The sequence below is a fragment of the Aeromonas sp. S8(2024) genome (genome assembly GCF_041403085.1).
Lineage (GTDB): Bacteria > Pseudomonadota > Gammaproteobacteria > Enterobacterales > Aeromonadaceae > Aeromonas > Aeromonas dhakensis.
The window spans coordinates 1-24,305 of record NZ_JBGLRF010000010.1 but is presented as its reverse complement, the minus strand read 5'-3'; the positions used below and the strand labels follow the sequence as shown (position 1 = coordinate 24,305).

Sequence of the window (24,305 nt, the reverse complement as noted above, 5' to 3'; positions counted from 1 at the left end):
GAAACCTCGTCGTCGCATTATGTGGGTCGCTACCCGCCATGGAGGGATCATGTTTGAGAGCCTGGGAGTCATCAACGTCTGGACCTGCCTGAGCGGGCTGTTTTCCAAGTCCAGAGGGGCGCGCCATGTTTGAGAGCCTGGGTGTCATCAATGTCTGGACTTATCTGGTCGGGCTCTTCTTCATCATCATAGCGCCGGGACCCAACTCGATTTATGTGCTGCGCACCGGGGCGAGCCGCGGCGTCGGCCCGGGCTACCAGGCGGCCCTCGGGGTCTTCGTCGGCGACGCCATCCTGATCTTTTGCGCCTATCTGGGCATCGCCTCCCTCATTCGCACTACCCCGCTGCTGTTCACCCTGGTGCGCTATCTCGGCGCCCTCTATCTGCTCTATCTCGGGGTGAAGATCTTGTACGCCAACTTCATCGCCAAGAGGGAAGGGCAGGCGTCCGTGGTCGAGCACGGCGAGCGCTACTTCTCCAAGGCGCTTACTTTAAGCCTCACCAACCCCAAGGCGATCCTGTTCTACGTCTCCTTCTTCGTGCAGTTCGTCGACTTCAACTATGCCCACACCTGGCTCTCCTACCTGGTGCTGGCGAGCATGCTGGAGGCCATGAGCTTCGTCTATCTGACCCTGCTGATCTTCGGCGGCACCCTGATGGCCCGCTTCTTTGCACGCAAGGTACGCCTCGCCAGACTCGGTAACGGCCTCATCGGCCTATTCTTCATGGGCTTCGCCGCCCGGCTGGCCACATTGTCATCCTGATGGTGAGGGCGTTGCCCAAGCCCGGGCGCCTGGTGGCAGGTGACTAATCCGGCCAACAGTCCTTGCCAACCCGCACAAAGCGGGATTGATGCACGATCAACTTCTGGTTGCCTGGCTGACGGATCTTGGGGTTGTGATAGGTCTCGCCGGGTAGCAGGTATTTGCTGTCTGCCATGCTGTCCGGCTGATCACACCCCTGTTTCACCATGAACTCAAAGAAGCTGTTGCCGGTATTGGTGATGCTGCCCGTCATCTGATCGAGGCGGTATGCGAACTGTTCCTGGCGTGGTCTCACCACCAGGATGGACTGCAACGCTATGGTCATCTCGACCGAGCTGCGCTTGCCTGGGTGATCGGGTGTACCGGCCTGTGCCGCCGGCACTTCGGTGAAAACGACCCTGTAGTAGCGTTCCTGCCTATCACCTGGCCCCTTGTAATAGAGTTTGACGTGCTGCCGCTGGTCGGGATGCAACACAAACCGCTTGGGGGCGAACAACAATTCGCCTGGGGCCATGGGCAGCATGGCCTCGTCCGCCGTCGGACTGGTGATGCGATACGCCGCGAGCTCGTAGAGCTTGGGTGTGCTGGCGTTGTTGGTGACGGTGCGGGAGATGAACTCTTCATCGTGCTCCATGATGGCGGTCATGGGACCTATGTCGATGGCCCACGCCAGGGGGCCGGCCAGCAGCAGAGTCGTTAGTCCCAGAGGCAAACCGCGCGCCAAGTTTTTCATTGTCCTGAGATCCATGTTGATTGCTAGCGCCAGCTGCCCTTGATGGTCAGGGTGCCGCTCTGGTGTCGTTCTCCTTCCCACATGCTGCCTTCCGTGGTTTGTGCGGCCCTCGGATCGGTCAGGTCAAAGTCCAGTGTGAGCAGATAGAAACGGGTGATGCCGGGATTGCCGTTGGGGTCCACCCAGTTGTGGGCCGGTTGGCTGTCCTTGATGGCGAGCGTCCTGATATCGACCGGCACCCGGTCACAGCCGATCGGATGGCGGTAGTTGGCGCCATAACGGGTGGAATCGAACACCAATCTGGCTGGAATGGGCACCGCGTTCTCGGGCTCCTGGCTATCGGCGGGATAGAAGGTGCAGTAGCCCTGATAAGGGTTCCCCTTGTCCTGGGCCAGGATCATCTCCAGCACATCGGCCGAGACCGGGCCGCTGTCCGAAATATTGTATTGAAACGACAGCACGTCTTTACCGATCTCTCCCTCACGATAGGGATTGGTGATCCCTTCTGACGAGAGGATGGAGACGCTGAACTGGCGTGGCTTGATGATGATTTCCGTGGTGCCGCTGAACTCGTAATAGCCGCTTTCAGGGGCATGGGCATTGCGCATATTGAAGTTGATCAGGTCTCGGGTCAGCCGATCCTGCAAACCCAGTCGTACGACCTGCTTGAAGAAGTTGCCCGAGAGAAACAGGGATACGGATTGCTGGTTCTTCAGGTAGCGCGTCGTGTAGTCATAGCCATTCCAAGCCCAGTTGGTCATGTTGGCGGTGACTTGCACATCGGTGGCCGAGATGGCTGACTTGAGGCCTGCATCCTTGATATTGGTAAACAGATAGATGGGATCGAAGGTCTGGCTGCCATCTTCGATGAAGGTGTAATCGAGGAAGCGGCACAGCACTCCGCTGACATTATTCAGTACATAGTTTTCGCAGCCGCGGGAACCTGGCAATACATAGGGATTGCCATTGCTGTCGACGGTCACTTCGCTGATGGCGTTGGTTTGGGTGAACTTGATATGACCCGCCTTCTTGTGTTCTACCTTGCGAACATACCAGTATCCACTTGCCTGATCCTTGCAACGCGCCCCTGTGGCTGCGTTGAAACTGACCAGGGTGGCGCACAGGTTCATTTCACGCAGCAGTCTGCTGCCGACCGGCATGCTTCTCAGGTAGTCGAAGAAACTGGCGCTCAGCTTGGCATGGCCCCAACCCGCTGCCGCGCCAAGCAGACCGTAGAAGCCCTTGTCATCAACTACAGCAGGCTTGTTGACGGCCTCGGCCGTATTGGGATCGCAGCGAGCGTAGCTCATGATGCAGCGTTGGTTGATGTAGGGCTGGTTGATGGGCCCCTCTTCCCACATGTCCACATTCCAGTTATTGATGTCGGTGTTATAGCCGTTGTCGACATAAGCCAGGCTGACCTGGCGGGTGCCCTTGAGAGAGGTCCAGGCGTTGGCCCCGGTAAGGCGGGGATCGAGGGCATCAGTCGGGGCAACAAACAGGTTGTTGTCTTCCTGGTTTTCGATGAACAGAAAATTGCGTAGCGGCGCATCACCCCAGACGGTTTTGGAGACGGCGGCCTGGATGCCAGCACTGGCAAGCATGCCGCCGATAAAGCAAGCCGAGATACCTATTCTTGTCATGTTCATGCCATCAACCTCTTGCCATGGCGTAAGTGGGCAGGCCGCGACAGATCACATCACCGACCCAGGCGGCACCGCTCTGCTGTGCCAGATCAAGTTCTGCCTCACAGAATTCGTTGCCGTGTTTAAAGCTCAATACCGGATTGGCCTTGTCCACATCCAGTGAAAACTCGCCGGTCTCATTGGTCACTGTGGTACCGATATGGTTGTCGATCCTGGCGTTGGCGATCACGCTGCCATCCTCGGCGCGGATGATGCCAAAGACGGTGACCATCTCCTTGATCGAGCGGGTTGCATCCAGCTTGGCCACGTTGCCGGGAAACAGGGTATAGCGCTGCTTGCCGGTGTTGATGTCATAGCTGTCTTTGGTCGTCTTGCTGTTGAGCAGCTCCACTTCGTATTCCTGAAAGGGGGAGAGGGAGACAAAGGTCTTGCTGCCTTCCAGCGAGTACTCCTGGCCGTTGATCTTGGCGAGCATCTTGCCCTTCTTGCCGATGCCGGTATCGATCAGCAGGCCCGAGCCGGAGCGGTTCTGGCTGGAAGCCAGGATTTCATCCCCCGTGGTGATGACAGAGCCACGTGCAACCAGGTTGCCGTTCACGTCGCCTCCATGGTTGCGACCCAGGGTCAGGGTGCCGCCCGTCACGCTGTTTTCGAAGCCAAGGGTGCCCGAGAGAGCCAGCTCTTTTTGTTCCGCACCACTGATGACTTTGGCGCCGTTGAGTGTTGCCGTATTGATGAAACCTTCCATGCGCCGCTGATAGCTGAGATTGGCCGTGGTGTGCCCCTCTTCATTGCTGCTCATGCCCAGACTGAACAGGTTGTCGAACGGGATTGAGTAGTCCAGTGTCAGGCTCTTGTTGTTGAACCCGCTCAGGGTCGCGCTGCTGCTTTGCAGGCTGGTGCGCAACGACAACTGGCCATAACGGCCGGAGTAGAGGCCCTGGTAATAGTCGATATAACTGCGGTCACTCCCCTGTTCGCGGTCGTGCGTGGTGTTGAACGAGAGGTTGCCCAGCTTGTCATGCCAGCCGCTCAGGTTGATGCTGACGCCGGCGGTATAGAGATCCAGGGCTGCCGTGGTCAGCTTGTTGCCCCTGTTGAGCTTTTCCTGACTGAGCCAGAGCGAGACGTTGTCGTGTACCTGCGCCGTTACGCCGGACGAGACTCGCCAGGAGGTATCCGAGGCCAGCATCCCCTGCAGCTGGGTACTGATTCTGTCGGTCAGTTGCCAGCTGGCCTGGCTTTCGCTGACCAGGGCATCCTTGAAGCCATAGCCAGTCAGAGTCAGATTGGTGGTGTCGAAGGTACGAGCCAGCGACAGCCCCAGCAGGGGAGAGCGGGTACCATCCAGGCTGGCTTCAATCAGTCCGCCCCATGACTGCCAGCCCCACTCCTGATCGAAGCCCAGGTTGTTGTTGAGTTTGGTGACGCGCTGATTGCTGGACTCCGTCATACGACCGTCGATATGGACCTCGACCGTGACGCTGTAGGAACCATGAGGGAAGCGGCTGGTATCGATCTTGTGATTGCCGATAGAGAAATTCTGCAGGCCGATCAGCTTGCCATCCCGATAAACCCGGACCTCGCCTGCCGAGGGCATGAAAACCTGGACAGGAGTGGTGGACTCGCTCTCGTTGATGGTGCGTGAGCGCGCCTGGTTGCCGTAAGAGAGCCCGTAGATCCGGCCGGCGTTCAGGGCTGATACGCCCCCCAGGGTCTGGAGATCCCAGGTCGATACCATGCCGGTCGCAAAGCGGCGATCTTCGATATCCCGCTCATACATGGCGCGATAGAGTGAGCCGCTCTGGTTTGTTTCCCCCAGATTGTAGAGAGAGCCATCAAGATCCAGATGGTGTTCGCTGTACCCCACCAGACTGTTGAGCTGGGCGAAGTTGGTGCTGGTACTGCCCGCCTGGTGGCTGTTGGCAAAGGAGTAGCCCAGATTGTAACGGTTGACGCTGGTCAGTGTTTCAACGGTGGGGGTCAGGCTGGTCTTGGCCGCGCTGATGCGTTTCTCACCAAAGGCGGCCTTGGTGACCTGTATGGTCAGCAGCATGGCGATCAGATCGAGCTGCAGGGTGGCGCTGTCGTTGATGACCAAGCGTCCGTCGCTGGAGAAGGTTCGCAGCTGATTCTGTTGCAGCAGATCCACCAGCTCCTGGCGCAGGGCTACTTCGCTCTGTCCCTGATTGAAGTCCAGGTTGAGCAGATGCAGGGCGCCGTCCCGCAGGATCAGCGTGGCGTTGCCTATGGACTCTTCGGTGGTGGTATCGAGTGCCAACGCCTGATCCCGGTACTGCAGTCTGACCGGTACGGCAATGCCTTCTGCCAGTGCGCTGGCAAAGCTGGCAGGAATGATGACGTTGGCAATTTTCAGTGGTGCTGCTGCGCTGGCCGAGGTTGACATCACGATCAGCAATGAGGCTGGCAACAGGCAGGCTTTTTTCAACATATCACACACCATGGTTTCAAATTTCGGCAAAACAACACCGCCACTCGACCGGGTGGTGGGGTAGTACCAGCACATAAGGGTTATTTGATGACGACGAATTCCTGGCCCAGCCAGAGGCCGACATGGCTCTTTGGATCGCGAAGGTCGACCTGGCGGAAGTGACGCTGTTTACCCGGCAGGTCGTAATAGGTTTCCTTGCACTGCTCCTGGCGCTGTTTCAGACAGGTGCCATAGGCCACCGTGCGGTATGAGGCGTTCCCTTTGTTGATCAGAACGTTACCCTGCAGAAGGTAATCAAACTTCTGCTGGCGTGGTGTGACCACCAGGATGGTGCCTATCTGGGCCGAGGTCGTGGCGATGGCTTGGCGGCGCTCATTGCGCTGGTCGTCCATCGACAGTGCGGTATCCAGCCAGCGGATACGGTAATAACGCTCCTTGCCATCCTGCGGGCCCTTGTAAAAGAACCGCACGTTGTTCTTGGCGTTGGCAGGCAACATCAGCCGGCTCGGCGACAGCATGAGTTCGCCGTCCACCTCCATAGGCATCTCTTGTCCGCCCTCCTCCGGGGAGGAGATACGCGTGACCGTAATGGTGACCAGCCTGGCCTGATCGCTGGCGTTCTCGATCTCTTTGGCGACATCCTGACTGCCAGCATCAATAAAGGTGGTTACCGACCCGACGTTGATCGCCTGGCTTGTTCCGGGGATAAACAGCATCCATGCCAACAGCATCTTCGGGTTCATGTCATCTCCTGTGAATACAAAGGGCCCCGCAGGGCCCCGAGTGATATGTGTCGAGGTGTCAGGCCCAGTTGGCAACGAATTCGACGTTGACCTCACCGCTCCACAGGCCATCGGGCAGAGCTTCAAAGGTGGCTGTGCTGCCGTTGGCGGTCGCACTCTCAATGTTGAAACTGAAGGATCCCTGCGCCGTGGTTCGTTGGGTGTCTTCCTTGAAACCTTGGGCTATGGGAGATAGGTTGCCGCCACTGATGCCTGCCGCCGTATCGATCAGGGTGGTGTAGGCCGTGGTGCTGACCGGTGCACCGCCCCACAACACGCCCACATCGACGGTGGAGTTACCACCCAGATGGTTCAGGGTGCCATTCAGCTTCTTGGCTTTCAGGGTAAAGGAGGTCGCGCTGGCATCCCCCTTGATGGCAACATCGAACAGGCCATTGACAGTGTTGAACCCCTTGATCCCCTCGGCATACTGGAAGGAGAGGCTGGAGAGCGGAGTGACAACCAGCTCGGAGGTGGTGTCTTTTTTGGCGGTTGCCTGCCAGGTGGCAACCGCGGATGCTTCAACGGCAGCCTGAGCTGTGGCGGCAAAGCCCAGACCAGTCACTGCCAGTGCAATCAGAGTCTTTTTCATCTTTATATTTCCTACACATTTCCTGATAGGGGGCGTTTAGCCACCCTTTTGATTTCACGCACCCGGGGTGCGTCCGCTTTCCATCTTGCCGGACTTGTTTGTCCAGACGGCTTTGCCAGTTGCCGAAGCATAAAGCTCCATCAACCAGCTCATCTTTTCGTCAATCAAGATAGCGGCCCGACCTGTTTGGATCGATCTAATGCTGTGTAGGAAAAGTCTTAAAAGATGGTTATGACCTGCAACTTAAAATAGACCTTGTTCCCATGATGAGCATGGGGGTTTATTTTTCTTATGATTTTGATTTTTAAGTATTTTGGTGCTTACCTTAACCAGATGAACCGGTGCGTTGGTGGGTTATCTCAGATGAGAGTGAAGTGCTGGAAATAGTGCAAGCCAAAATAGAGATTCAAAGGAATATATCTGTTTGTAAGTGTCTGATGATTATATGTAAAAAGGCATAATTAAATTTGTTTATAAGTAATGAAACCCGCAATCCACAGATGTGTGTAACATATCATTAATATTTAAGTGTCATATGGTACACGCACTGATTTTGTAGTTACTATATGCAGAATCAAACGGGTTAAGGATAGGTAACTATATGGCAAAAATATTAATAGTCGATGACCATCCAGCGATAAGAATGGCCGTTAATATTTTATTGAAACAGGCGGGCCATCATATTCTGGCAGAAGTTGATAATGGTGTTGATGCTATCTCTTTAGCTAGAAAAAATAAACCTGAGATGGTTGTTCTAGATATAGGAATCCCCAGGCTGGATGGTATAGAGGTCATCAAGAGGTTGAAGGATATGGATCCCGCCATCAAGGTGGTAATATTATCTGGACAAGCTACACATCATATTATGGTACGCTGCCTACAGGCTGGTGCGGATGGATTCATATCCAAGCTTGATGACCTTTCATTATTAAATGCCGCCCTTGATAAAATAAAAAAAGGTCAGCTCTATTTTCCTCGAGATATTATTGCTGGAGCCAGGCATGCCCACGAGGTGGATCGTGCTGATCTGCTGTCTACACTCTCTGACAGAGAGATGAGTGTCCTGCTTTTGATATGCCAGGGGCACACCAACAAGCATATTGCCGAAAATATGTTACTCAGTGAAAAGACAGTCAGTACATACAAGACCCGGCTCATGCAAAAACTTAATGTAACTAACATGGTTGACCTGATCAGTCTGGCCAGGCGCCAAGAGTTGTTGTGAGCATGATAAAATTTTTCACGACCATACTGGTCAGCCTTTGTACATTCTGTTCCTTTGCCCATGAGCTGGAGACAGAGCTGCTGCACATCTATGCGCGCAATGATAGCGAGTATCTCGAGAAACGGAGCCTGCCTCTGCATGCGGAAGATTGGTTGTGGCTGAGAAATCGTGGTCGACTGCTGCTCGGAGTACCCAGGCCAGACAATCCCCCGATGGATATCACCTTGCGTGCCAATGCCTATGAAGGGGTCACTGCCGACATAGCCGGTATGTTGAGCCACCTGTTGCATGTCGAGATCGTCGTAAAGACCTATCCCTCTCGCGCGGCGGCCATTGATGCGCTCAAGAGGGAAGAGATCGACTTGCTGAGTACCTCAAATTCCTATGAGGAAGAGCAGCAATTATTACTGACTGATAAATATATGCCGGATGATCCAGCCATATATAAAAACATTCACGTAAAGGAGCGTGATATAAGAACGGTGGCCATCCCGGAGTATTATCTGCCAGCCATAGATATAATGCGATACTTGCCTGATGTTAAAATAAAGATATATCCCTCTCGTTATAGTGCGTTATCTGCAGTGGCATATGGCCAAGTCGATGCCGTCATGATAGACATGATTTCTGGTAATTTCATCGTCAATAAGTTTTATCAGGATAGCATTCAGTTATCTAGACCATTATATATTGATACGCATGGTTTTTCGTTCTCCCTTGAGAAAAAAAACCAGCGCCTCAGGAAAATATTGAATATTGCCTTGGGTGAAATATTTGATGGTAAGCGTGAAGAAATAGCCAAACGTTGGAATGGTGGCGGCTTATCGATAGGGGCCCGCAAGGTTGGGCTGACTAGTGAGCAGTGGGCCTGGTTGGGCCAGCAGAAAAAAGTCCGGATTGCAGTCAACAGCGGGGTGCCGCCACTCAGCTTCCTCGATATCAACGATACCTTGCATGGTGTCGTTGCCGATCTGCTGCAGGTTTTGAGAGCCAAATTGGGCATCGAAATCGAAGTGGTGCCGGTCAAAACACCAAAGCAGATGCAGCAACTGCTGGATGGCGGGTTGGTGGATGTTGCCGTGTTGAGCCCGTCTGCGGAGCGTCGACATCGTTATCTGTTCAGTCGCGCTTTTGTGCTTGATCCCCTGTCATATGTGGTTGGCATACAGCATGAGGCGAGCCCGCCAGAGACGCTGCTGAGGTCCGGCACCGTCGCCATGATCCGGGACTTTATCTCGGAGCAGGCCATCGCGGAGAGATATGGCAAGCTGGCCACCAGGCAATTTGACCGGATTGAGGATGCCTTGCGATGCGTGGCGACCGAGCTCTGCGATGTAGCCGTGTTGCCGTTGCGGGTGGCCAAGTACTACATCAACAGCAAGTTTCCTGACAGCCTGCTGATAACGGGGGAGTTGTTTGATTCTATTCCGATAGGTGCGGCCTTTGCCGTTGCTCCCGATCGTCAAATATTGCGCGATATTCTGGACAAGGTGATCACCATCATACCGCCGGATGAGTTGGAAGGGCTGTCCAACCGTTGGCGCGTGAGCTCCCAGCAGGAAGCGATTACTTGGCAGGAGTTTGTGCGAGAGTTTGCGGTGTTCATTGTATTGGTGCTGCTGTTGACCATCTGGGTCAGTCTCTGGGGCCTCTCTTTACACAAACAGGTACGCCAGCGTCGGGTTGCCGAGATGGCTTTGAGTGCTCAGCTCAAGTTCATCGAAGACCTGGTGGATGGAACGCCCCATCCCATTTATGCCCGGGACAGGGAGGGCAGGCTGATTCTCTGCAACAGCAGTTATGCCGGTTTCTTCGGCGATGAGAAACATCGCTTGCTGGGGTCGAGTATGGAGGAGGATTGTCGGCGCTGGCCCTTTATGGCCCCTCTGTTTGAGGACCTGAGCACGGCTCGTGCGGTGCGTTGCACTCATCAGGGCGATCATCGCCTGCCCATGCCAACTGGCGCCGTGGATGTCTACCATTGGGTGCAACCTTATTATGACTTGGAAGGTAATGTACAAGGGGGAATTGGCGGCTGGATCGATGTCAGTGAGCGCCAGCGTTTGCTGGATGAGCTGGCTCTGGCCAGCCAGGATGCCCAGGAGGCCAATCGAGCCAAGTCGACTTTTCTGGCAACCATGAGTCACGAGATCCGCACTCCCATGAATGCAATCATAGGGTTGCTGGAGCTGACTCTGCGCCGTGGCAGGTTGCATGAGGAGGACAAGTCGTCGCTCACCATTGCTCATGGTTCGGCCAATGACCTGCTCAGTTTGATTGGCGATATTCTCGATATTTCAAAAATTGAATCGGGCCGACTCGAACTGATGCCTGAGCCCCATGACATTGTTGCGCTGACCGGTGCTGTCGTCACCGTCTTCAATGCATTGGCCAGACAGAAAAATCTGCAACTGGAGTTCGTCGCCGACGATCCCCGTTGGGTGCAGATCGACGGCCTTTGCTACAAGCAGATCCTCTCCAACTTGGTCAGCAATGCCATCAAGTACACGGAACAGGGATCGGTGCAGGTCGAGTTGCAATCAAAAACCAGCGATGGATGGTGCACCTTGTATCTGGTGATCAGGGATACGGGCATCGGGATCGCGCCTGCGGAGCAAGCCAGGCTGTTCCAACCCTTTGGCCAGGCCAGCCAGCCAGAGCACATCCAGCGCTCCGGCACCGGACTTGGGTTGATGATCGCTCGCTCTCTTTGTGAATCCATGGGGGGCTCACTGCAGCTTGAGAGTGAGCCTGGACGCGGTACTTGCATCAGCATAGAGATGAAATTGCCACTGGCTGTCGCACCTGAGCAGGAGTCGGCCGTGGATGTGGTGGCTGTAGCCGAGTACAGCCGACGGTTGCGGGTCATGATAGTGGACGATCACCCTACCAACCGTCTGTTGGTCAGCCAGCAACTGGCATACCTCGGGCATGAGGCCACGGCTGCCGAATCGGGTGCCGAAGCGCTGGCACTGTTTGCCCACACACCTTTTGACGTGATGATCACCGACTTCAACATGCCCGGCATGAATGGTTTCGAATTGACACGGCAATGCCGGGGGTTGGAGCAGGACACTGGCGCTCATCGTTGTCTTATCCTCGGGCTGACGGCGGATGCTCGCCAGGAGCAAGTCAGTGAGGGGCTGGCAGCCGGCATGGACGACTGCCTGTTCAAGCCGGTCGGGCTGGAAGAGCTTGAGCGTTGTCTGTGCCGACATATACAACGGGAAGAGCAGTCCAGAATTGTCAGTTGCATGCAGGGAATAAAGCAGAGTCTCGGGCCATTGACCGGTAACCAGCCCGCGTTGATGCAACCCTTGCTGAGTGAGTTTGTGCGTGCCAGCGACGATGATCTGCTGGGTTTGCAGCAAGCGGCTGAAGCTGATGATCTGGCTGGTTTTCTGGATTATGTCCACCGGCTGAAGGGGGGGGCCAGGATCATGGGAGCGATGACACTGGTTGCCGTGTGTGGCGAGATAGAATCCGGCGAACTGCAACGACAGGGGTTGCCGACGGCCTTACTGCAGTTGCAGCATGCCTATGGCATTGTCAGACAGGCCATGGTGCGAATGCAGTCCGAACCGGGGTAAATAAAAATGAAGGCATGTTCAACATGCCTTCATGGAGGGTCAACCGTGCCAGTAGACCAGCAGCTCGTAGGCGGCTTCACCGGTTTGATCCGGTTTGGCGGCCGGGGCCTGATAGCTCAGGAAGTAGCGGGTGGCCTGGGTCAGGGGCTGGGCATGGTGTCGTGGCAGTGACTGGCCATTGAGCGCCAGCTTGAAGTCGGCGCCTGCCTGTGCGGGCAAACTGGCATACAGGGTACGTGCCTGCAATTGGTAAGTGGTGTTGAAATCAGGATTGCTGAGGTTGATGGCTTCGGTCTGGATAGGGTTGGCTGTGGAAGCGGAATTGACGGGTTGTTGGCCCGGGTGGGTGAGCGAGATTTCCATCCCGCTACTCTTGCTGGCGGTGGCGGGCCAATTGAGCTGATAGGTTTGCGTGCCGGCCTGAGCCGCCATCGCGCAGCAACCAGCCAGTAGTGCCACCAGAACTCCTTTCTGAGACATATGATTATCTCCTGGATATCGAGGTTACCCCGCTGCAAGGGGGTCACTCATCTATCGACCCGTCAGCAGCAAAGCTTAATCTGGAACCCACTATTCGGAATGAGCTGACACGGGATACGGGGTATGATCCCTCGCCTTGTCCTCCCTTTAGTCATAGATACGGAATCCCTGTTTTGCTCGAAAATCAGATGATGTTGTTGGCGGTGTTCGAACGGGCGGCGCTGATGCTGATGACCCTGTTCTTCCTGACCCGCACCCGGCCGTTCCAGCGGCTGTTCCAGAAGCGGGACCACACCCCGGCCGAGCTGGTGCTGGTGGCCGCCATCTTCTGCCTGTTCGCGGTGTTCAGCACCTACACCGGCATTCCGGTGGAGGGGGCTCTCATCAACGTGCGGATCATCGCCATCATCTCGGGTGGCATCCTGTTCGGCCCCTGGGTCGGCATTCCGGCCGGGGTCATCTCGGGGCTGCACCGCTATCTCATCGACATGGACGGTCACACCTCGATCCCGTGTCTCATCGCCAGCATCATCGCCGGCCTGCTGGCGACCTGGCTGCACCTGCGCTGCCGCAAGTCGCGGCTCTGGCTGTACGGCATCCTGGCGGGGATGGCCTGCGAGGGGTTGACCATGCTGCTTATCTGGCAGCTGACCGAGCCCCATGCAGTGGGGGTGGAGATCGTCAGCCACATCGCCTATCCGATGATCGCCGGGGCGCTCTGCATCGGTCTCATCATCAAGCTGGTGCAGGACCTGGATGACGAGAAGGAGCTGATCGCCGCCAAGCAAGCCAAGCTGGCGCTGGACATTGCCAACAAGACGCTGCCGTTTTTCCAGAACATCGATCGCCACTCCCTGAGCCAGGTGTGCGGCATCATTCGCAGCGAGATCAGCGCCGATGCGGTGGCCATCACCGACACCCGCGACGTGCTGGCCTATGTGGGGGTGGGCAAGGATTACTACGAGCTGGACGAGCACCACGCCATCAGTGCCATGACCCAGCGGGCGGTGCTGCTGGACCAGATCATCATCAACAACGATCTGCGCCAGTACCACCTCTCCGATTTCCACTCGGTCATCATTATTCCGCTGCGGGAGAACGGCGCCGTCAGCGGCACCCTCAAGATCTACTACCGCCGCACCCACAGCATCACAAGCTCTCTCAAGGAGATGGCTGTGGGCCTCTCCCAGCTCATCTCCACCCAGATGGAGGTGTCGCGCATCGAGCAGCTCAAGGAGATGACCCGCAAGGCGGAGTTCACCGCGTTGCAGAGCAAGATCAACCCGCATTTCCTGTTCAACGCCCTCAATGCCATCTCGTCGCTGATCCGCATTCGGCCCCAGCAGGCGCGCCAGCTCATCGCCAATCTGGCGGACTACCTGCGCTACAACCTCAACAAGGGGGACACCCTCATCGACATCCAGGAGGAGCTGCAGCAGGTGCGCGACTACGTGGCCATCGAGCAGGCCCGCTTCGGCGACAAGCTGGAGGTGGTATTCGAGGTGGACGACGTGCACATCCAGGTGCCGAGCCTGTTGTTGCAGCCGCTGGTGGAAAACGCCATCCTGCACGGCATCCAGCCCCGCAGTGCGCCGGGTCGGGTCACCATCGAGGTGAAGCAGCTGGCGGGCGGCATTCGGGTAGCGGTGCGCGATACCGGTTACGGCATCAGCCAGGAGGTGATCGACGGGGTCGCCGCCGGTCGGGTGGAAAGCCGCAGCATCGGCCTGATGAACGTGCATCAGCGGGTCAAGCTGCTCTATGGCGATGGCTTGCACCTCAAGCGGCTGGAGCCGGGTACCGAAGTGAGTTTCTATCTACCGGATCAGGAGTCGATGCCATGCTGAGTGCCATCATGATTGAGGATAAGTGTGTGCTGCGAGAGGCGTTGTCATGCTGAAAGCCATCATAGTGGAAGACGAATACCTCGCCCGCGAGGAGCTCATCTATCTGGTGAATCAGCACAGCCAGATCGAGATAGTGGCGAGCTTCGAGGACGGGCTGGAGGCGTTCAAATACCTGCAGGATCACGAGGTGGATGTGGTGTTTCTGGATATCCAGATCCCCTCCATCGACGGCCTGCTGCTGGCCAAGAATCTGCACAAGTCGAGCCATCCGCCCCACATCGTCTTCGTTACCGCCTACAAGGAGTTTGCGGTGGAGGCGTTCGAGCTGGAGGCGTTCGACTACATCCTCAAACCCTACAACGAGCCGCGCCTCATCAGCCTGCTGCAAAAGCTCGAGCTGGCGGGCAAGTCGCAGACGGGGCAGGGGAACGAATCGGGCACGCCGCACAATCGCACCGTCAATCTGGTGAAGGGGGAGCGCATCATCGTCACCCCCTGCGAACAGATCTACTACGCGGAAGCCGACGAGAAGCTCACCTATGTCTACACCCGCGATGATCGCTACGTGATGACCATGACCCTCAGCGAGTTCGTCAGCCGGTTGCCTGCCGAGGGGTTCTTCCGCTGCCACCGCTCCTACTGCGTCAACATCAACAAGATCCGCGAGATAGTGCCCTGGTTCAACAGCACCTATCTCATCCGGCTCCATGACCTGCCGTTCGAGGTGCCGGTCAGCCGCAGCAACATCAAGGCGTTCCGTCAGCTGATGCGGCTCTGATTGTCATTCATTCCCGCCGATCTGCATTTCATGCCTTAATCGGTCGGCGGGAGTGGCGTCTTGCCTATAGTGGCCCCAGTTTCCTTAAGGCCATTGACCGAGACGCATCATGACCATCGATCTGAATCGCACCCGCTACCTCACCCTGTTGGGGACCATCATCACCCAGTTCGCGCTGGGATCCGTTTACACCTGGAGCCTGTTCAACGCCCAGCTCTCCGACAAGCTGGACGAGCCGGTGAGCCAGGTCGCCTTCGCCTTCGGCCTGCTCAGCCTCTCCCTGGCGGTGGCCTCCTCCCTGGCGGGCAAGCTGCAGGAGCGGTTCGGGGTGCGCAACGTCACCCTGGGTGCTGGCGTGCTGCTCGGCATCGGCTTCTTTCTCACCGCCCACGCCAGCAACCTGGCGATGCTCTACCTCTGCGCCGGTATCCTGGTCGGTTTTGCCGACGGTACCGGCTACCTGATGACCCTCTCCAACTGTGTGAAGTGGTTCCCGGAGCGCAAGGGGCTCATCTCCGCCTGCTCCATCGGCGCCTATGGCCTCGGCAGCCTGGGCTTCAAGTACATCAACCTGCTGCTGCTCTCCAGCAACGGCCTGGAGACCACCTTCCAGTTGTGGGGGCTGATCGCCATGTCCATGGTGCTGGTGGGTGGCATGCTGATGAAGGATGCGCCCAAGCAGGCCGCCGCCGTGCAGCAGAGCGAGAGCCGCGACTTCACCCTGGCCGAGGCGATGCGCAAGCCGCAGTACTGGATGCTGGCGCTGATGTTCCTCACTGCCTGCATGAGCGGTCTCTACGTCATCGGCGTGGCCAAGGACATCGGCGAGAACATGGTGGGCCTGCCGGCCGTGGTCGCCGCCAACGCCGTCGCCATCATCGCCATGGCCAACCTGGGTGGCCGGCTGGTGCTGGGTATCCTCTCCGACAAGATGTCCCGTATCCGGGTCATCACCATCGCCCAGCTGATTACCCTGGCCGGCATGGCGCTGCTGCTGTTCGTGCCGCTCAATGCCAACTTGTTCTTCGTGGCGGTGGCCTGCGTGGCGTTCAGTTTCGGCGGCACCATCACAGTCTACCCCTCGCTGGTGAGCGACTTCTTCGGTCTCAACAACCTGACCAAGAACTACGGCGTCATCTATCTGGGCTTTGGTCTGGGCAGCATCATCGGCTCCATCGTGGCCTCCCTGTTCGGCGGCTTCATGGCGACCTTCAACCTGATCCTGGTGTTGTTGGTGGTGGCGCTGGTGCTCTCCCTCACCATCCGCCTGCCGGCGCCGGTATCGGTCGAACGGGCCTGATCACCTTCTTACCGCAGCAAGCAATGAAAAGACCCGGGCCAGGCCCGGGTCTTTTTTTGTGCGCGGCTCAGGGCTCAGTGTGGCGGCAGCCCCAACAGCTGGCGCACCCGCTGGCAGGTCTCTTCCACCGTTGGCCAGTCGGCGGCGGTGATGGTGACATGGCCCATCTTGCGGCCGGGACGGGGTTCTCCCTTGCCGTAGAGGTGCAGATGCACGCCGGGCAGTGCCAGCAGGGCGGCCCAGTCTGGCGTACCGGCCTGCCAGAGATCCCCCAGCAGGTTGAGCAGCATGGCGGGGCGCACGGCGACCTGGGTGGGCAGCGGCAGATCGCACAGGGCGCGCACCTGCAGCTCGAACTGGCTGCACTCGGCGTTGTCGAGGCTGGGGTGGCCCGAGTTGTGAGGGCGTGGCGCCAGCTCATTGACTAGCAGTTTGCCTGCCACCAGGAAGAACTCCACCGTCAGTACGCCGACGTAGTCGAGGGCGGCGATCAACTGCTCGGCGATGCGTCTGGCATCGGACTCCAGGGCCGGTACGTTGGCCGGGGAGCGGGTCTGATCCAGAATGCCGCCGCTGTGCCAGTTCTGCACTAGTGGCAGGGCACCGATGGCACCGCTCGGGCTGCGGGCCAGGGTCAGGGAAAACTCACCCTCCAGCGGCAGGCGCTTCTCCAGCACGCAGGGGACGCCGCTTGCGGCCAGCGCTGGCGGCAGCTGGTCGGCGGCCTGAATGGTCCACTGCCCCTTGCCGTCGTACCCCTCGCGGGCGGTCTTGAGGATGGCGGGGAAGAGGTGATCCGGCAGCTCGGGCAGCGGCTCGCCCGGCTGCAGGGTCTGGTTGGGGGCGACCGGGATGCCGGCTCTGCTCAGGAAGGCCTTTTCTTCGCGGCGATCCTGACAGATGCGCACGGCACCGGCGGCCGGGCGTACCGGCTGGTACTGCTCCAGCAGGGCCAGGGCGGTGGCCGGCACGTTCTCGAACTCGCAGGTGACGGCGGCGCAGCGGCTGGCCAGATCGTGCAGCGCCGCCGGGTCGTCATAGGCGGCGACAATATGGTGATCGGCAGCCGCACCGGCGATGCTGGCGGGATCGGGATCCAGCACCACCACCTTGTAGCCGAGGCGGTGGGCGGCCATCACGAAGTAGCGGCCGAGCTGGCCGCCCCCCAGCATACCGAGGGTGGCGGGTGGCAGTATCATGCCGGCTCCTCTAGGGTGAGCGCCAGCACTCGGTCGCGCTCCTTGGCACGGAAGCCGTCGAGCTGTTGGTGATAACGGGGAGCGTCGCCATCTTGGGCGACAGAGAGCAGGGATACGGCGAACAGGCCGGCGTTGGCGGCACCCGCTTCGCCGATGGCGAAGGTGGCGACCGGCACCCCCTTGGGCATCTGCACGATGGAGAGCAGGGAGTCCATCCCCTTGAGCTGGCGGGTCGGGATGGGCACACCCAGCACCGGAAGGGTGGTCTTGGCGGCCACCATGCCCGGCAGGTGGGCGGCGCCGCCGGCCCCGGCGATGATGGCGCGCAGGCCACGCTCACGGGCGCTGGCTGCATATTCAAACAGCAGATCCGGGGTGCGGTGGGCCGAGACCACGCGCGCCTCATAGGGGACGCCATGCTCCTTGAGGATGCGGGCGGCGGCCTGCATCACGGGCCAGTCGGAGTCGGATCCCATTACCAGGCCGATCAGGGGAGGGGTGTTCATGGCTATGACTCCTTGCAGTCAAACGTTTGTCTCTGGTTGGCAAAAAGAGCCGGCAAGCCGGCTCAGAATTTTTCGGGTCGCACGATTTCGACCGGTTGCAAAAAGGCGACCATGGCATAGTCGGGGTAGTAGCGACTCTGCAGGTGGGCGAGCAGGCGTTCCGCCTGTTCGCGGCTGCAGATCGCCTCCAGCCGGATGTTGCCGCTCTCGCTCCAGCTGGCATTGCGCTCACCGTGGTCGCCGCGCCCTCTGGCATCCGTGATGGTGTAGCCGCGCAGCCCCTCGCGGGTGAGGGTGCGCAGCAGGGTAGGTTCCAGGTTCGCTTCCGTGATGACGGTGAGCAGGGTGCGGATCTCGGTCTGCATGTGGCTACTCCGTGAAGTGGCGGGCCCAGCTGTGGTAGAGCGGGATCCCCAGCATGATGTTGAACGGGAAGGTGACCCCCAGTACGGCGCTGAGCGACAGGCCCGGATTGGCCTGAGGGACGGCGATGCGCATGGTGGCCGGCACGGCGATATAGGAGGCGCTGGCTGCCAGGGTGGCCAGTAGGGTCAGGCCCCCGAGGGAGAGCCCCATCAGCTGACCGATCACCAGGCCGAGGCCAGCCGAGGCGAGCGGCATCAGCAGGGCGAAGCCGAGCAGGAACAGACCGTGGCGGCGCAGGTCCTGGCACTGGCGGGCGACGATGAGGCCCATCTCCAGCAGGAACAGGGCCAGCGCCCCCTTGAACAGGTCGACGAACAGGGGTTTGAGCGGGGCAATCCCGTCGGGACCGGCCAGATAGCCGATGGCCATGCCGCCCAGCAGCAGGGTGACCCCCTTGCCGAGGAAGGTTTCATGGGCCAACCGGCGCCAGCGGGTCTGCCGGCTCACCCCCTGGGCCAGCACTATGCCGACCAGGATGGCGGGGATCTCCATCACCGCCAGGAAGATGGAGAGCTGGGATTCGAAGCTGATGCCGCGCTCGGTGAGCCAGTTCACGCCGACCGCAAAGGTCGCCACGCTGACCGAGCCGTAGTGGGCGGCGGTGGCGGCGGCATCTACCCGGTTCATCTTGAGGCGCAACACGGCAAACCCGGCCAGGGTTTGCAGCATGCCGAGCAGGATCACCAGTGCCAGTTGCGGTAATAACGGTTGCAGTGATTGCTGCGCCAGGCCGACGCCGCCCTTGAGGCCGATGGCCAGCAACAGAAAGAGGGAGAGAGTATCGTAGAGCGCGGGCGGCAGCTTGAGCTCGGAGCGCACCAGACCGGCCAGCAGGCCAAACAGGAAAAAGAGTACAACAACATCCAGCATGGGAGTTCGCAGGAGGCAATTCACAGGGTGGTTGCATGCTAGAGTGCAAGATGTTTCGATAAAATCAGATTTTGATTGATGATTGTTCGGTAAAAACTGATAAGGGGCCCGATGCTCAACTACAAACAGCTCTATTACTTCTGGCATGTGGCGCGCAGCGGTAGTGTGACGCGGGCCGCCGAGCAGTTGCACCTCACGCCGCAGACCGTCAGCGGTCAGGTGGCCGAGCTGGAGCTCTCCCTCGGGGTAGCGCTGTTCAACCGGGTGGGGCGGCGGCTTGCCCTGACCGCCGCCGGTCGCCAGGCCCTCGAACAGGCCGGCGCCATCTTCTCGCTCGGCGCCGATCTGGAGCATACCCTGCGCCATGCCAGCCAGGATCTGACCATGCAGGTGGGGATCGCCGACTCCGTGCCCCGCACCTTGGCGTTCGAGCTGCTGGCGCCCGCCATGGCGCTGGCCACCCCGCTGCGATTGGTGTGCCATGAAGAGCGGGCGGAACAGCTGTTCAGCGAGCTGGCCAGCCACAAGCTGGACATGGTGCTGATCGATCGCCCGCTCCCCCCCGACAGCGGGGTACGCGGCTACAACCACGAGCTGGGACGCAGCCCGCTGGCGCTGTTTGCCAGCCCCGAGCTGGCCGCCCGGGCGCGGCAGGGTTTTCCTGCCTCCCTCGAAGGGCTGCCGCTGCTGATCCCGGGGGAGAAGTCGGCGACCCATGACAGCTTGCTGGCCTGGTATCGGCAGCAGGGTATCCATCCCCATCTGGTCGGCCAGTTCGACGATTCGACCCTGATGAAGTCGTTTGGCAAGGCGGGGATGGGGATCTTTCCGGCGCCGCTGGCCATGGCCGACGAGATCGCGCGACTCTACGGTGTCGAACGGATTGCAACCCTGGCCGAAGTGACGCTCTCCTACTATCTGGTGTCGGCCGGTCGTCACCTCTCCCATCCCGGCGTACAGGCGGTGATGGAGGGAGCTAAGCAGCGGTTGGCGGCGCTGGGTGGTAAGAAATAGAAATCTGGATGGCTATACATCCACCTCCGCCCTGCCTATAATCCTCCCGCTTTGGCGCATCATGCTTAATAGGGAATCCGGTGAAAATCCGGAGCTGGCGCGCAGCGGTAAGGGGGAACGAAGCGACATCAGGGCACTGCCGTCAGGTGGGAAGCCGTCGCCGTAGGCCATCAGCCCCCCAGCCCGAAGACCTGCCAAAGTTCGTATTTCGGGCCGAGAGAAACCGGCCACGAAGTAGATGCTTACGCGAACTTAAGGATCTCTCATGTCCAAGAAATTATTGGCGGCTGCCCTGTTGCCAACGGCGGCTTTTGCCCAGCCACTGACCATTCCCGTCAACCCCACCATGGTGGTGACCGCCACCCGTGTCGCCCAACCTGCCTCCAGTGTGCTGGCTCCCGTCAACGTGGTGACCCGTGACGAGATCGACCGTCTGCAAGCCCAGACCGTGACCGATGTGGTCAAGACCCTGCCCGGCGTGGAAGTGGTGAGCAATGGTGGCCGTGGCCAGCTGAGCTCGCTGCGGGTGCGTGGCGGCACTTCTTCCCAGACCCTGGTGCTGGTGGACGGGGTGCGTAGCGCCTCTCTGACCGCCGGGATGACGGAGCTCAACAACCTGCCGCTCAATCAGGTGGAGCGCATCGAATATATCCGCGGCGCGCGTGCCACTATCTATGGTTCGGATGCCATCGGCGGGGTGATCAACATCATCACCCGTCCCGATCCCGCGACCAACAAGCACAAATTCAATGTCGGTGCCGGCTCCCGCAAACAGCGCCAGGCCGCCTTCAGCAGCGCCAGCCAGATCGGTGAAGCTGGCCAGCTCAAGGTTGCCGTGGGCTTCGATGACGAGACCGGCTACAACGTCCACCCCATCGCAGGGGTGAACGATGGCGACAAGCACGGTCACCGGGGCTATAACGCCATGCTGGACTATCAGCATGCGCTGACCGGCAACTGGGATCTGTTCGGCACGACCCGCTGGTTCCGCAACATTGCCCAGTACGACCGATCGTCCGCCGCTTCTGCCTGGGGTCCGGCCTACCATCAGCGCAACGAAACCTGGACCGAGAACCAGAGCTACCAGCTGGGGGCCCGTTATCACGACGAGCGTTACCTGAGCGAACTGCGCGGTGCCTTCTCCAAACAGGATGCCTACGACTACCCGGACAGCAGCGGCCGCGATCAGGCCACTGACCGGCTCTATACCGGTCAGTACACCCTGAACTGGGTCAACAACGTCAAGCTGGACGAGAACTGGACCCTGGGTGGCGGCGCCGACTGGCAGCGCGACATGCTGGATGCCAGTTCCCGCTCCTCCGGCACCGCCTTTCCGAGCGATGCCGACGAGCGCGACAACACCGGGCTCTATGCTCTGGCCCAGTTTGACAACCAGACGTGGCAGGCCGAGCTGAGCGGTCGCAGTGACGACAACAAGCAGTTTGGTCGTCACAACACCTGGCAGAGCGGGGCTGGTTGGCGCTTCGCGGAGGATTATCGCCTCAGTGCCCGTTACGGCACCGGCTTCCGCGCCCCCTCTTTTAATGACCTCTACTACCCGAGCTCAGGCAACCCTGACTTGAAGCCGGAAGAGTCGAAGAGCCGCGAGCTGATGCTCGATGGCCAGACTGCCGGCGTCGAGTGGCGTGTGACCGGTTATCGAAACGACTTCGAGCAGATGATCCAGTGGGCACCCACTAATCCGAGTGATTCCAACAGCCTCTGGAGTCCTCAGAACGTTGGCAAGGCGCGGATCGAAGGTATCGAGCTGGAAGGGGAATTTGACACTGGCTGGCTGAGCCACCGGGTCTCTGCCGAGTACAAGGATCCCAAGGACAAGGTGACCGACAAACAGCTGCAGCTGATCTCCCGCAAGGGGGCCAAGTGGGTGACCCAGGCACAGTGGCAGCAGTTCGATGGCTCCCTGAGCTGGATCTATCAGGGCGAGCGCTATGGCGATGCGGCCAACACGACCCAGCTGGGGGGCTACAGTGTCTGGAACCTGGCAGTAGGTTATCAGGTCGCGCCTTCCTGGAAGGTCTCCGGCAAGATCAACAACCTGCTGGACAAGGAGTACCAGACTGCGGTGGGCTACCCGGCCGACGAGCGTGCCTATTACGTGACGGTCGACTACTCACTCTGATCCCGACCGTGATTGTATAAATGAGGGGCCCCGCCATTGGTGGGGCCTTTTCTATTGGCGGTGGGCGGGAGTATGATCGCCGCCTTGCACCAAAGGGGAGCTCAAGTGGCCAATATTCTCGTGTTCGACTCCGGTATGGGTGGGCTGACCATCTACCGCGAGATCCGCCGCGCATTGCCGGCACACAACTATCTCTATTGCTTCGACAACGCCAACTTCCCCTATGGTGAGCTGAGCGAGCCTGCCCTGATTGCTGCCTGCACCCGACTGGTCACTACCATGGTGGCTCGTCATCATATCGATCTGGTGGTGATCGCCTGCAACACCGCCAGCACCATAGCGCTGCCTGCCCTGCGCGAGGCTCTGGCTATTCCCGTGGTAGGGGTGGTGCCTGCCATCAAGCCCGCGGCCGCGCTTACCCGCAACGGTTGCATCGGTCTGCTGGCGACACCGGGTACCGTCAGCCGTGAATACACCCACGAGCTTATCGCCCAGTTTGCGCCGGGCAAGCGAGTGTTGCTCAAGGGGGCGACCGAGCTGGTCATCGAGGCCGAACGCAAGCTGGCGGGTCTGCCGGTCAATATGGCGCTGTTGCGGGAGGTGCTGGCAGACTGGCTGGAAGGGGAAGAGCATCCGGATACCCTGGTGTTGGGTTGTACCCATTTCCCGTTGCTGGATGAAGAGATACGGCAGCTGATGCCCGCGTGCCAACTGGTGGATTCCGGCAGTGCGGTTGCCAAACGGGTGGCGCACCTGTTGACTGGTTTGGTCACGACACCGACGCGGATGGAAGATGTCGGGGGGAGCGCCTATTGCACCCGGCTGGATGCCCAGACCCAGAAACTGACAGCCCCCTTGCAAGCTTGGGGGCTGTCATCACTCGAAGAGGTCAGGTTCTAACAAACGATCGGTTGCCGATCAGGCGTCAACCTCGTTGCCTTCTCGTTCATCTTTATCCCGCTTGTCATTGGCTTCGCGCACCTTGAGAGTGCGCTGCTGATACTCCTTGTCGTTGAGCGCGGCGATCGCCTTGGCGGCGTCCGCAGCAGGCATCTCTACGAAACCAAATCCCCGGCGCTTGCCGGTGGCCTTGTCCTTCATCAGACGGACAGAGATCACCTGGCCCTGTTCGGCAAACAGTTCACGCACGGCTATCTCATTGGCCCGGTATGGCAGGTTGCCTACATATAAGGTGCAGGTCTCCTGATTGGAGGCCTGTTCAGTGGCGCCGGCGGGCGCACGGTTGTTGAGGAACAGCGGTACAACGAAACCGCCGATGGCCAGACCCACAGCAAAAATCACTTCGGCTTTCAAAGAAAATTGCAGTGCCTGGGCAACCAGATAACCAACCAGTGCCAACACCAGGGCAAGGATGGCTGCCTGCACATAAACGGGAAACTTGGATAAATTCATCTTTAAAGACCTTTTGTAAATGAAAGCAAAAAAGGTGCAACACTCTATTCACCTCCATGGTAACCAGCTTTCCAGCCGGGCGCTACCATGGACCATTCGGGACACATTATCCGTTCCAGTATGGCATCCCTTGCGGGAGGAAGACCCACTTAAATGATGATAAAAGGGGTCTGAAATCATTGGGTTGTGGATAACATTGTATATATACACTGAGTAAGCTGTTTCTAATTGGATAATTTGAGATTTCCGTGACTTTCTTCAAAAAAAGCCTTGTCATCGCGACGCGCCTCCCTATAATGCGCCCTCACCAGCACGGCAGAACACGCCAACCTGATTAGCTCGCTTCCTCGTGAAGCCAGCGCCGAAAGAAAAGCGAAAACAAGCGCTTGACTTTCGAAGTGAGGAAGGTATTATACGCCACCTCAGCGCGACAAGCGCCACGCTCTTTAACAATTTGAATCAAGCAATCTGTGTGGGCACTCACAGCATCGAGCATCAAAAACAATTTTTGATTTTCAATGTCTGATGAAGTGACCAAAGCAACG

At 58.8% G+C, this 24,305-nt stretch carries 21 protein-coding genes and 1 riboswitch; of the genes, 9 read left to right on the top strand and 12 right to left on the bottom strand.

The annotated features are described in order from the left end of the window. The first annotated feature begins 125 nt into the window (after positions 1–125). Positions 126–764, top strand: coding sequence for a leucine efflux protein LeuE (gene leuE, locus ACB031_RS19510; protein ID WP_371140090.1), 639 nt, complete (start codon positions 126–128; stop codon positions 762–764). Positions 765–807: 43 nt separating this feature from the next. On the opposite strand, the gene ACB031_RS19505 is transcribed toward leuE, so the two are convergent. The 5 genes from ACB031_RS19505 to ACB031_RS19485 form a co-directional block, all read right to left on the bottom strand. Further along, positions 808–1,497: a fimbria/pilus periplasmic chaperone gene (locus ACB031_RS19505; RefSeq protein ID WP_371140089.1), complete on the bottom strand. Its 690-nt coding sequence runs from the start codon at positions 1,495–1,497 to the stop codon at positions 808–810. 23 nt (positions 1,498–1,520) lie between these two features. Next, positions 1,521–3,146, bottom strand: a complete 1,626-nt coding sequence (locus ACB031_RS19500) for a hypothetical protein (protein WP_026141427.1) — start codon at positions 3,144–3,146, stop codon at positions 1,521–1,523. A gap of 4 nt (positions 3,147–3,150) precedes the next feature. Beyond that, positions 3,151–5,595 carry a fimbrial biogenesis outer membrane usher protein gene (locus ACB031_RS19495; RefSeq protein ID WP_010635656.1) on the bottom strand — a complete coding sequence of 815 codons (2,445 nt, stop codon included), beginning with the start codon at positions 5,593–5,595 and terminating at the stop codon, positions 3,151–3,153. A gap of 80 nt (positions 5,596–5,675) precedes the next feature. Further along, positions 5,676–6,338 carry a hypothetical protein gene (locus tag ACB031_RS19490; protein ID WP_371140088.1) on the bottom strand — a complete coding sequence of 221 codons (663 nt, stop codon included), beginning with the start codon at positions 6,336–6,338 and terminating at the stop codon, positions 5,676–5,678. Positions 6,339–6,396: 58 nt separating this feature from the next. Further along, the gene (locus tag ACB031_RS19485) at positions 6,397–6,969 is read right to left on the bottom strand and encodes a common pilus major fimbrillin subunit EcpA (RefSeq protein ID WP_010635658.1); all 573 of its coding nucleotides are present in this window, start codon (positions 6,967–6,969) and stop codon (positions 6,397–6,399) included. A gap of 601 nt (positions 6,970–7,570) precedes the next feature. Between ACB031_RS19485 and ACB031_RS19480 the strand changes: the two genes are divergently transcribed. Next, the gene (locus tag ACB031_RS19480; protein WP_017780358.1) at positions 7,571–8,194 is read left to right on the top strand and encodes a response regulator transcription factor; all 624 of its coding nucleotides are present in this window, start codon (positions 7,571–7,573) and stop codon (positions 8,192–8,194) included. Between the two features lie 2 nt (positions 8,195–8,196). Continuing rightward, entirely contained in the window at positions 8,197–11,784 is a 3,588-nt protein-coding gene (locus tag ACB031_RS19475; protein ID WP_324002644.1) for an ATP-binding protein, read from the top strand. 39 nt (positions 11,785–11,823) lie between these two features. On the opposite strand, the gene ACB031_RS19470 is transcribed toward ACB031_RS19475, so the two are convergent. Then, the gene (locus ACB031_RS19470; protein ID WP_017766465.1) at positions 11,824–12,264 is read right to left on the bottom strand and encodes a hypothetical protein; all 441 of its coding nucleotides are present in this window, start codon (positions 12,262–12,264) and stop codon (positions 11,824–11,826) included. Between the two features lie 173 nt (positions 12,265–12,437). Between ACB031_RS19470 and ACB031_RS19465 the strand changes: the two genes are divergently transcribed. The 3 genes from ACB031_RS19465 to ACB031_RS19455 all read left to right on the top strand — a co-directional run bounded on the left by ACB031_RS19465 (position 12,438) and on the right by ACB031_RS19455 (position 16,189). Next, entirely contained in the window at positions 12,438–14,111 is a 1,674-nt protein-coding gene (locus tag ACB031_RS19465; RefSeq protein WP_010635661.1) for a sensor histidine kinase, read from the top strand. A 46-nt stretch (positions 14,112–14,157) separates the two neighbouring features. Continuing rightward, entirely contained in the window at positions 14,158–14,889 is a 732-nt protein-coding gene (locus tag ACB031_RS19460) for a LytTR family DNA-binding domain-containing protein (protein WP_279973125.1), read from the top strand. Between the two features lie 109 nt (positions 14,890–14,998). Beyond that, on the top strand, positions 14,999–16,189 hold the full coding sequence (locus tag ACB031_RS19455; RefSeq protein WP_005306992.1) for an MFS transporter: 1,191 nt from the start codon (positions 14,999–15,001) through the stop codon (positions 16,187–16,189). 74 nt (positions 16,190–16,263) lie between these two features. On the opposite strand, the gene ACB031_RS19450 is transcribed toward ACB031_RS19455, so the two are convergent. The 4 genes from ACB031_RS19450 to ACB031_RS19435 all read right to left on the bottom strand — a co-directional run bounded on the left by ACB031_RS19450 (position 16,264) and on the right by ACB031_RS19435 (position 19,190). Next, positions 16,264–17,388, bottom strand: coding sequence for a 5-(carboxyamino)imidazole ribonucleotide synthase (locus ACB031_RS19450; protein ID WP_371140087.1), 1,125 nt, complete (start codon positions 17,386–17,388; stop codon positions 16,264–16,266). Next, positions 17,385–17,894, bottom strand: coding sequence for a 5-(carboxyamino)imidazole ribonucleotide mutase (gene purE / locus ACB031_RS19445; RefSeq protein ID WP_371140086.1), 510 nt, complete (start codon positions 17,892–17,894; stop codon positions 17,385–17,387). Before purE ends, ACB031_RS19450 begins: the two co-directional genes overlap by 4 nt. 62 nt (positions 17,895–17,956) lie before the next feature. Beyond that, positions 17,957–18,259 carry a P-II family nitrogen regulator gene (locus tag ACB031_RS19440; RefSeq protein WP_005306985.1) on the bottom strand — a complete coding sequence of 101 codons (303 nt, stop codon included), beginning with the start codon at positions 18,257–18,259 and terminating at the stop codon, positions 17,957–17,959. Between the two features lie 4 nt (positions 18,260–18,263). Then, positions 18,264–19,190 carry a sodium-dependent bicarbonate transport family permease gene (locus ACB031_RS19435; protein WP_005306982.1) on the bottom strand — a complete coding sequence of 309 codons (927 nt, stop codon included), beginning with the start codon at positions 19,188–19,190 and terminating at the stop codon, positions 18,264–18,266. A 111-nt stretch (positions 19,191–19,301) separates the two neighbouring features. Here ACB031_RS19435 and ACB031_RS19430 point away from each other — a divergent pair, with 111 nt between their 5' ends. The 3 genes from ACB031_RS19430 (at position 19,302) to murI (ending at position 23,247) form a co-directional block, all read left to right on the top strand. Next, positions 19,302–20,204, top strand: coding sequence for a LysR family transcriptional regulator (locus ACB031_RS19430; RefSeq protein WP_362850178.1), 903 nt, complete (start codon positions 19,302–19,304; stop codon positions 20,202–20,204). A 35-nt stretch (positions 20,205–20,239) separates the two neighbouring features. After that, positions 20,240–20,418, top strand: a riboswitch (cobalamin riboswitch). A gap of 51 nt (positions 20,419–20,469) precedes the next feature. Next, positions 20,470–22,347, top strand: coding sequence for a TonB-dependent receptor domain-containing protein (locus ACB031_RS19425; RefSeq protein WP_371140085.1), 1,878 nt, complete (start codon positions 20,470–20,472; stop codon positions 22,345–22,347). A 105-nt stretch (positions 22,348–22,452) separates the two neighbouring features. Beyond that, positions 22,453–23,247 (top strand): glutamate racemase, encoded by a 795-nt coding sequence (gene murI, locus ACB031_RS19420; RefSeq protein WP_005306974.1) that lies wholly within the window; start codon positions 22,453–22,455, stop codon positions 23,245–23,247. 18 nt (positions 23,248–23,265) lie between these two features. On the opposite strand, the gene ACB031_RS19415 is transcribed toward murI, so the two are convergent. Further along, positions 23,266–23,760 (bottom strand): RNA-binding protein, encoded by a 495-nt coding sequence (locus ACB031_RS19415; RefSeq protein ID WP_005306971.1) that lies wholly within the window; start codon positions 23,758–23,760, stop codon positions 23,266–23,268. 334 nt (positions 23,761–24,094) lie between these two features. After that, positions 24,095–24,305: hypothetical protein (locus ACB031_RS19410; protein WP_371140084.1), on the bottom strand; the 211-nt coding region annotated here is incomplete at its 5' end.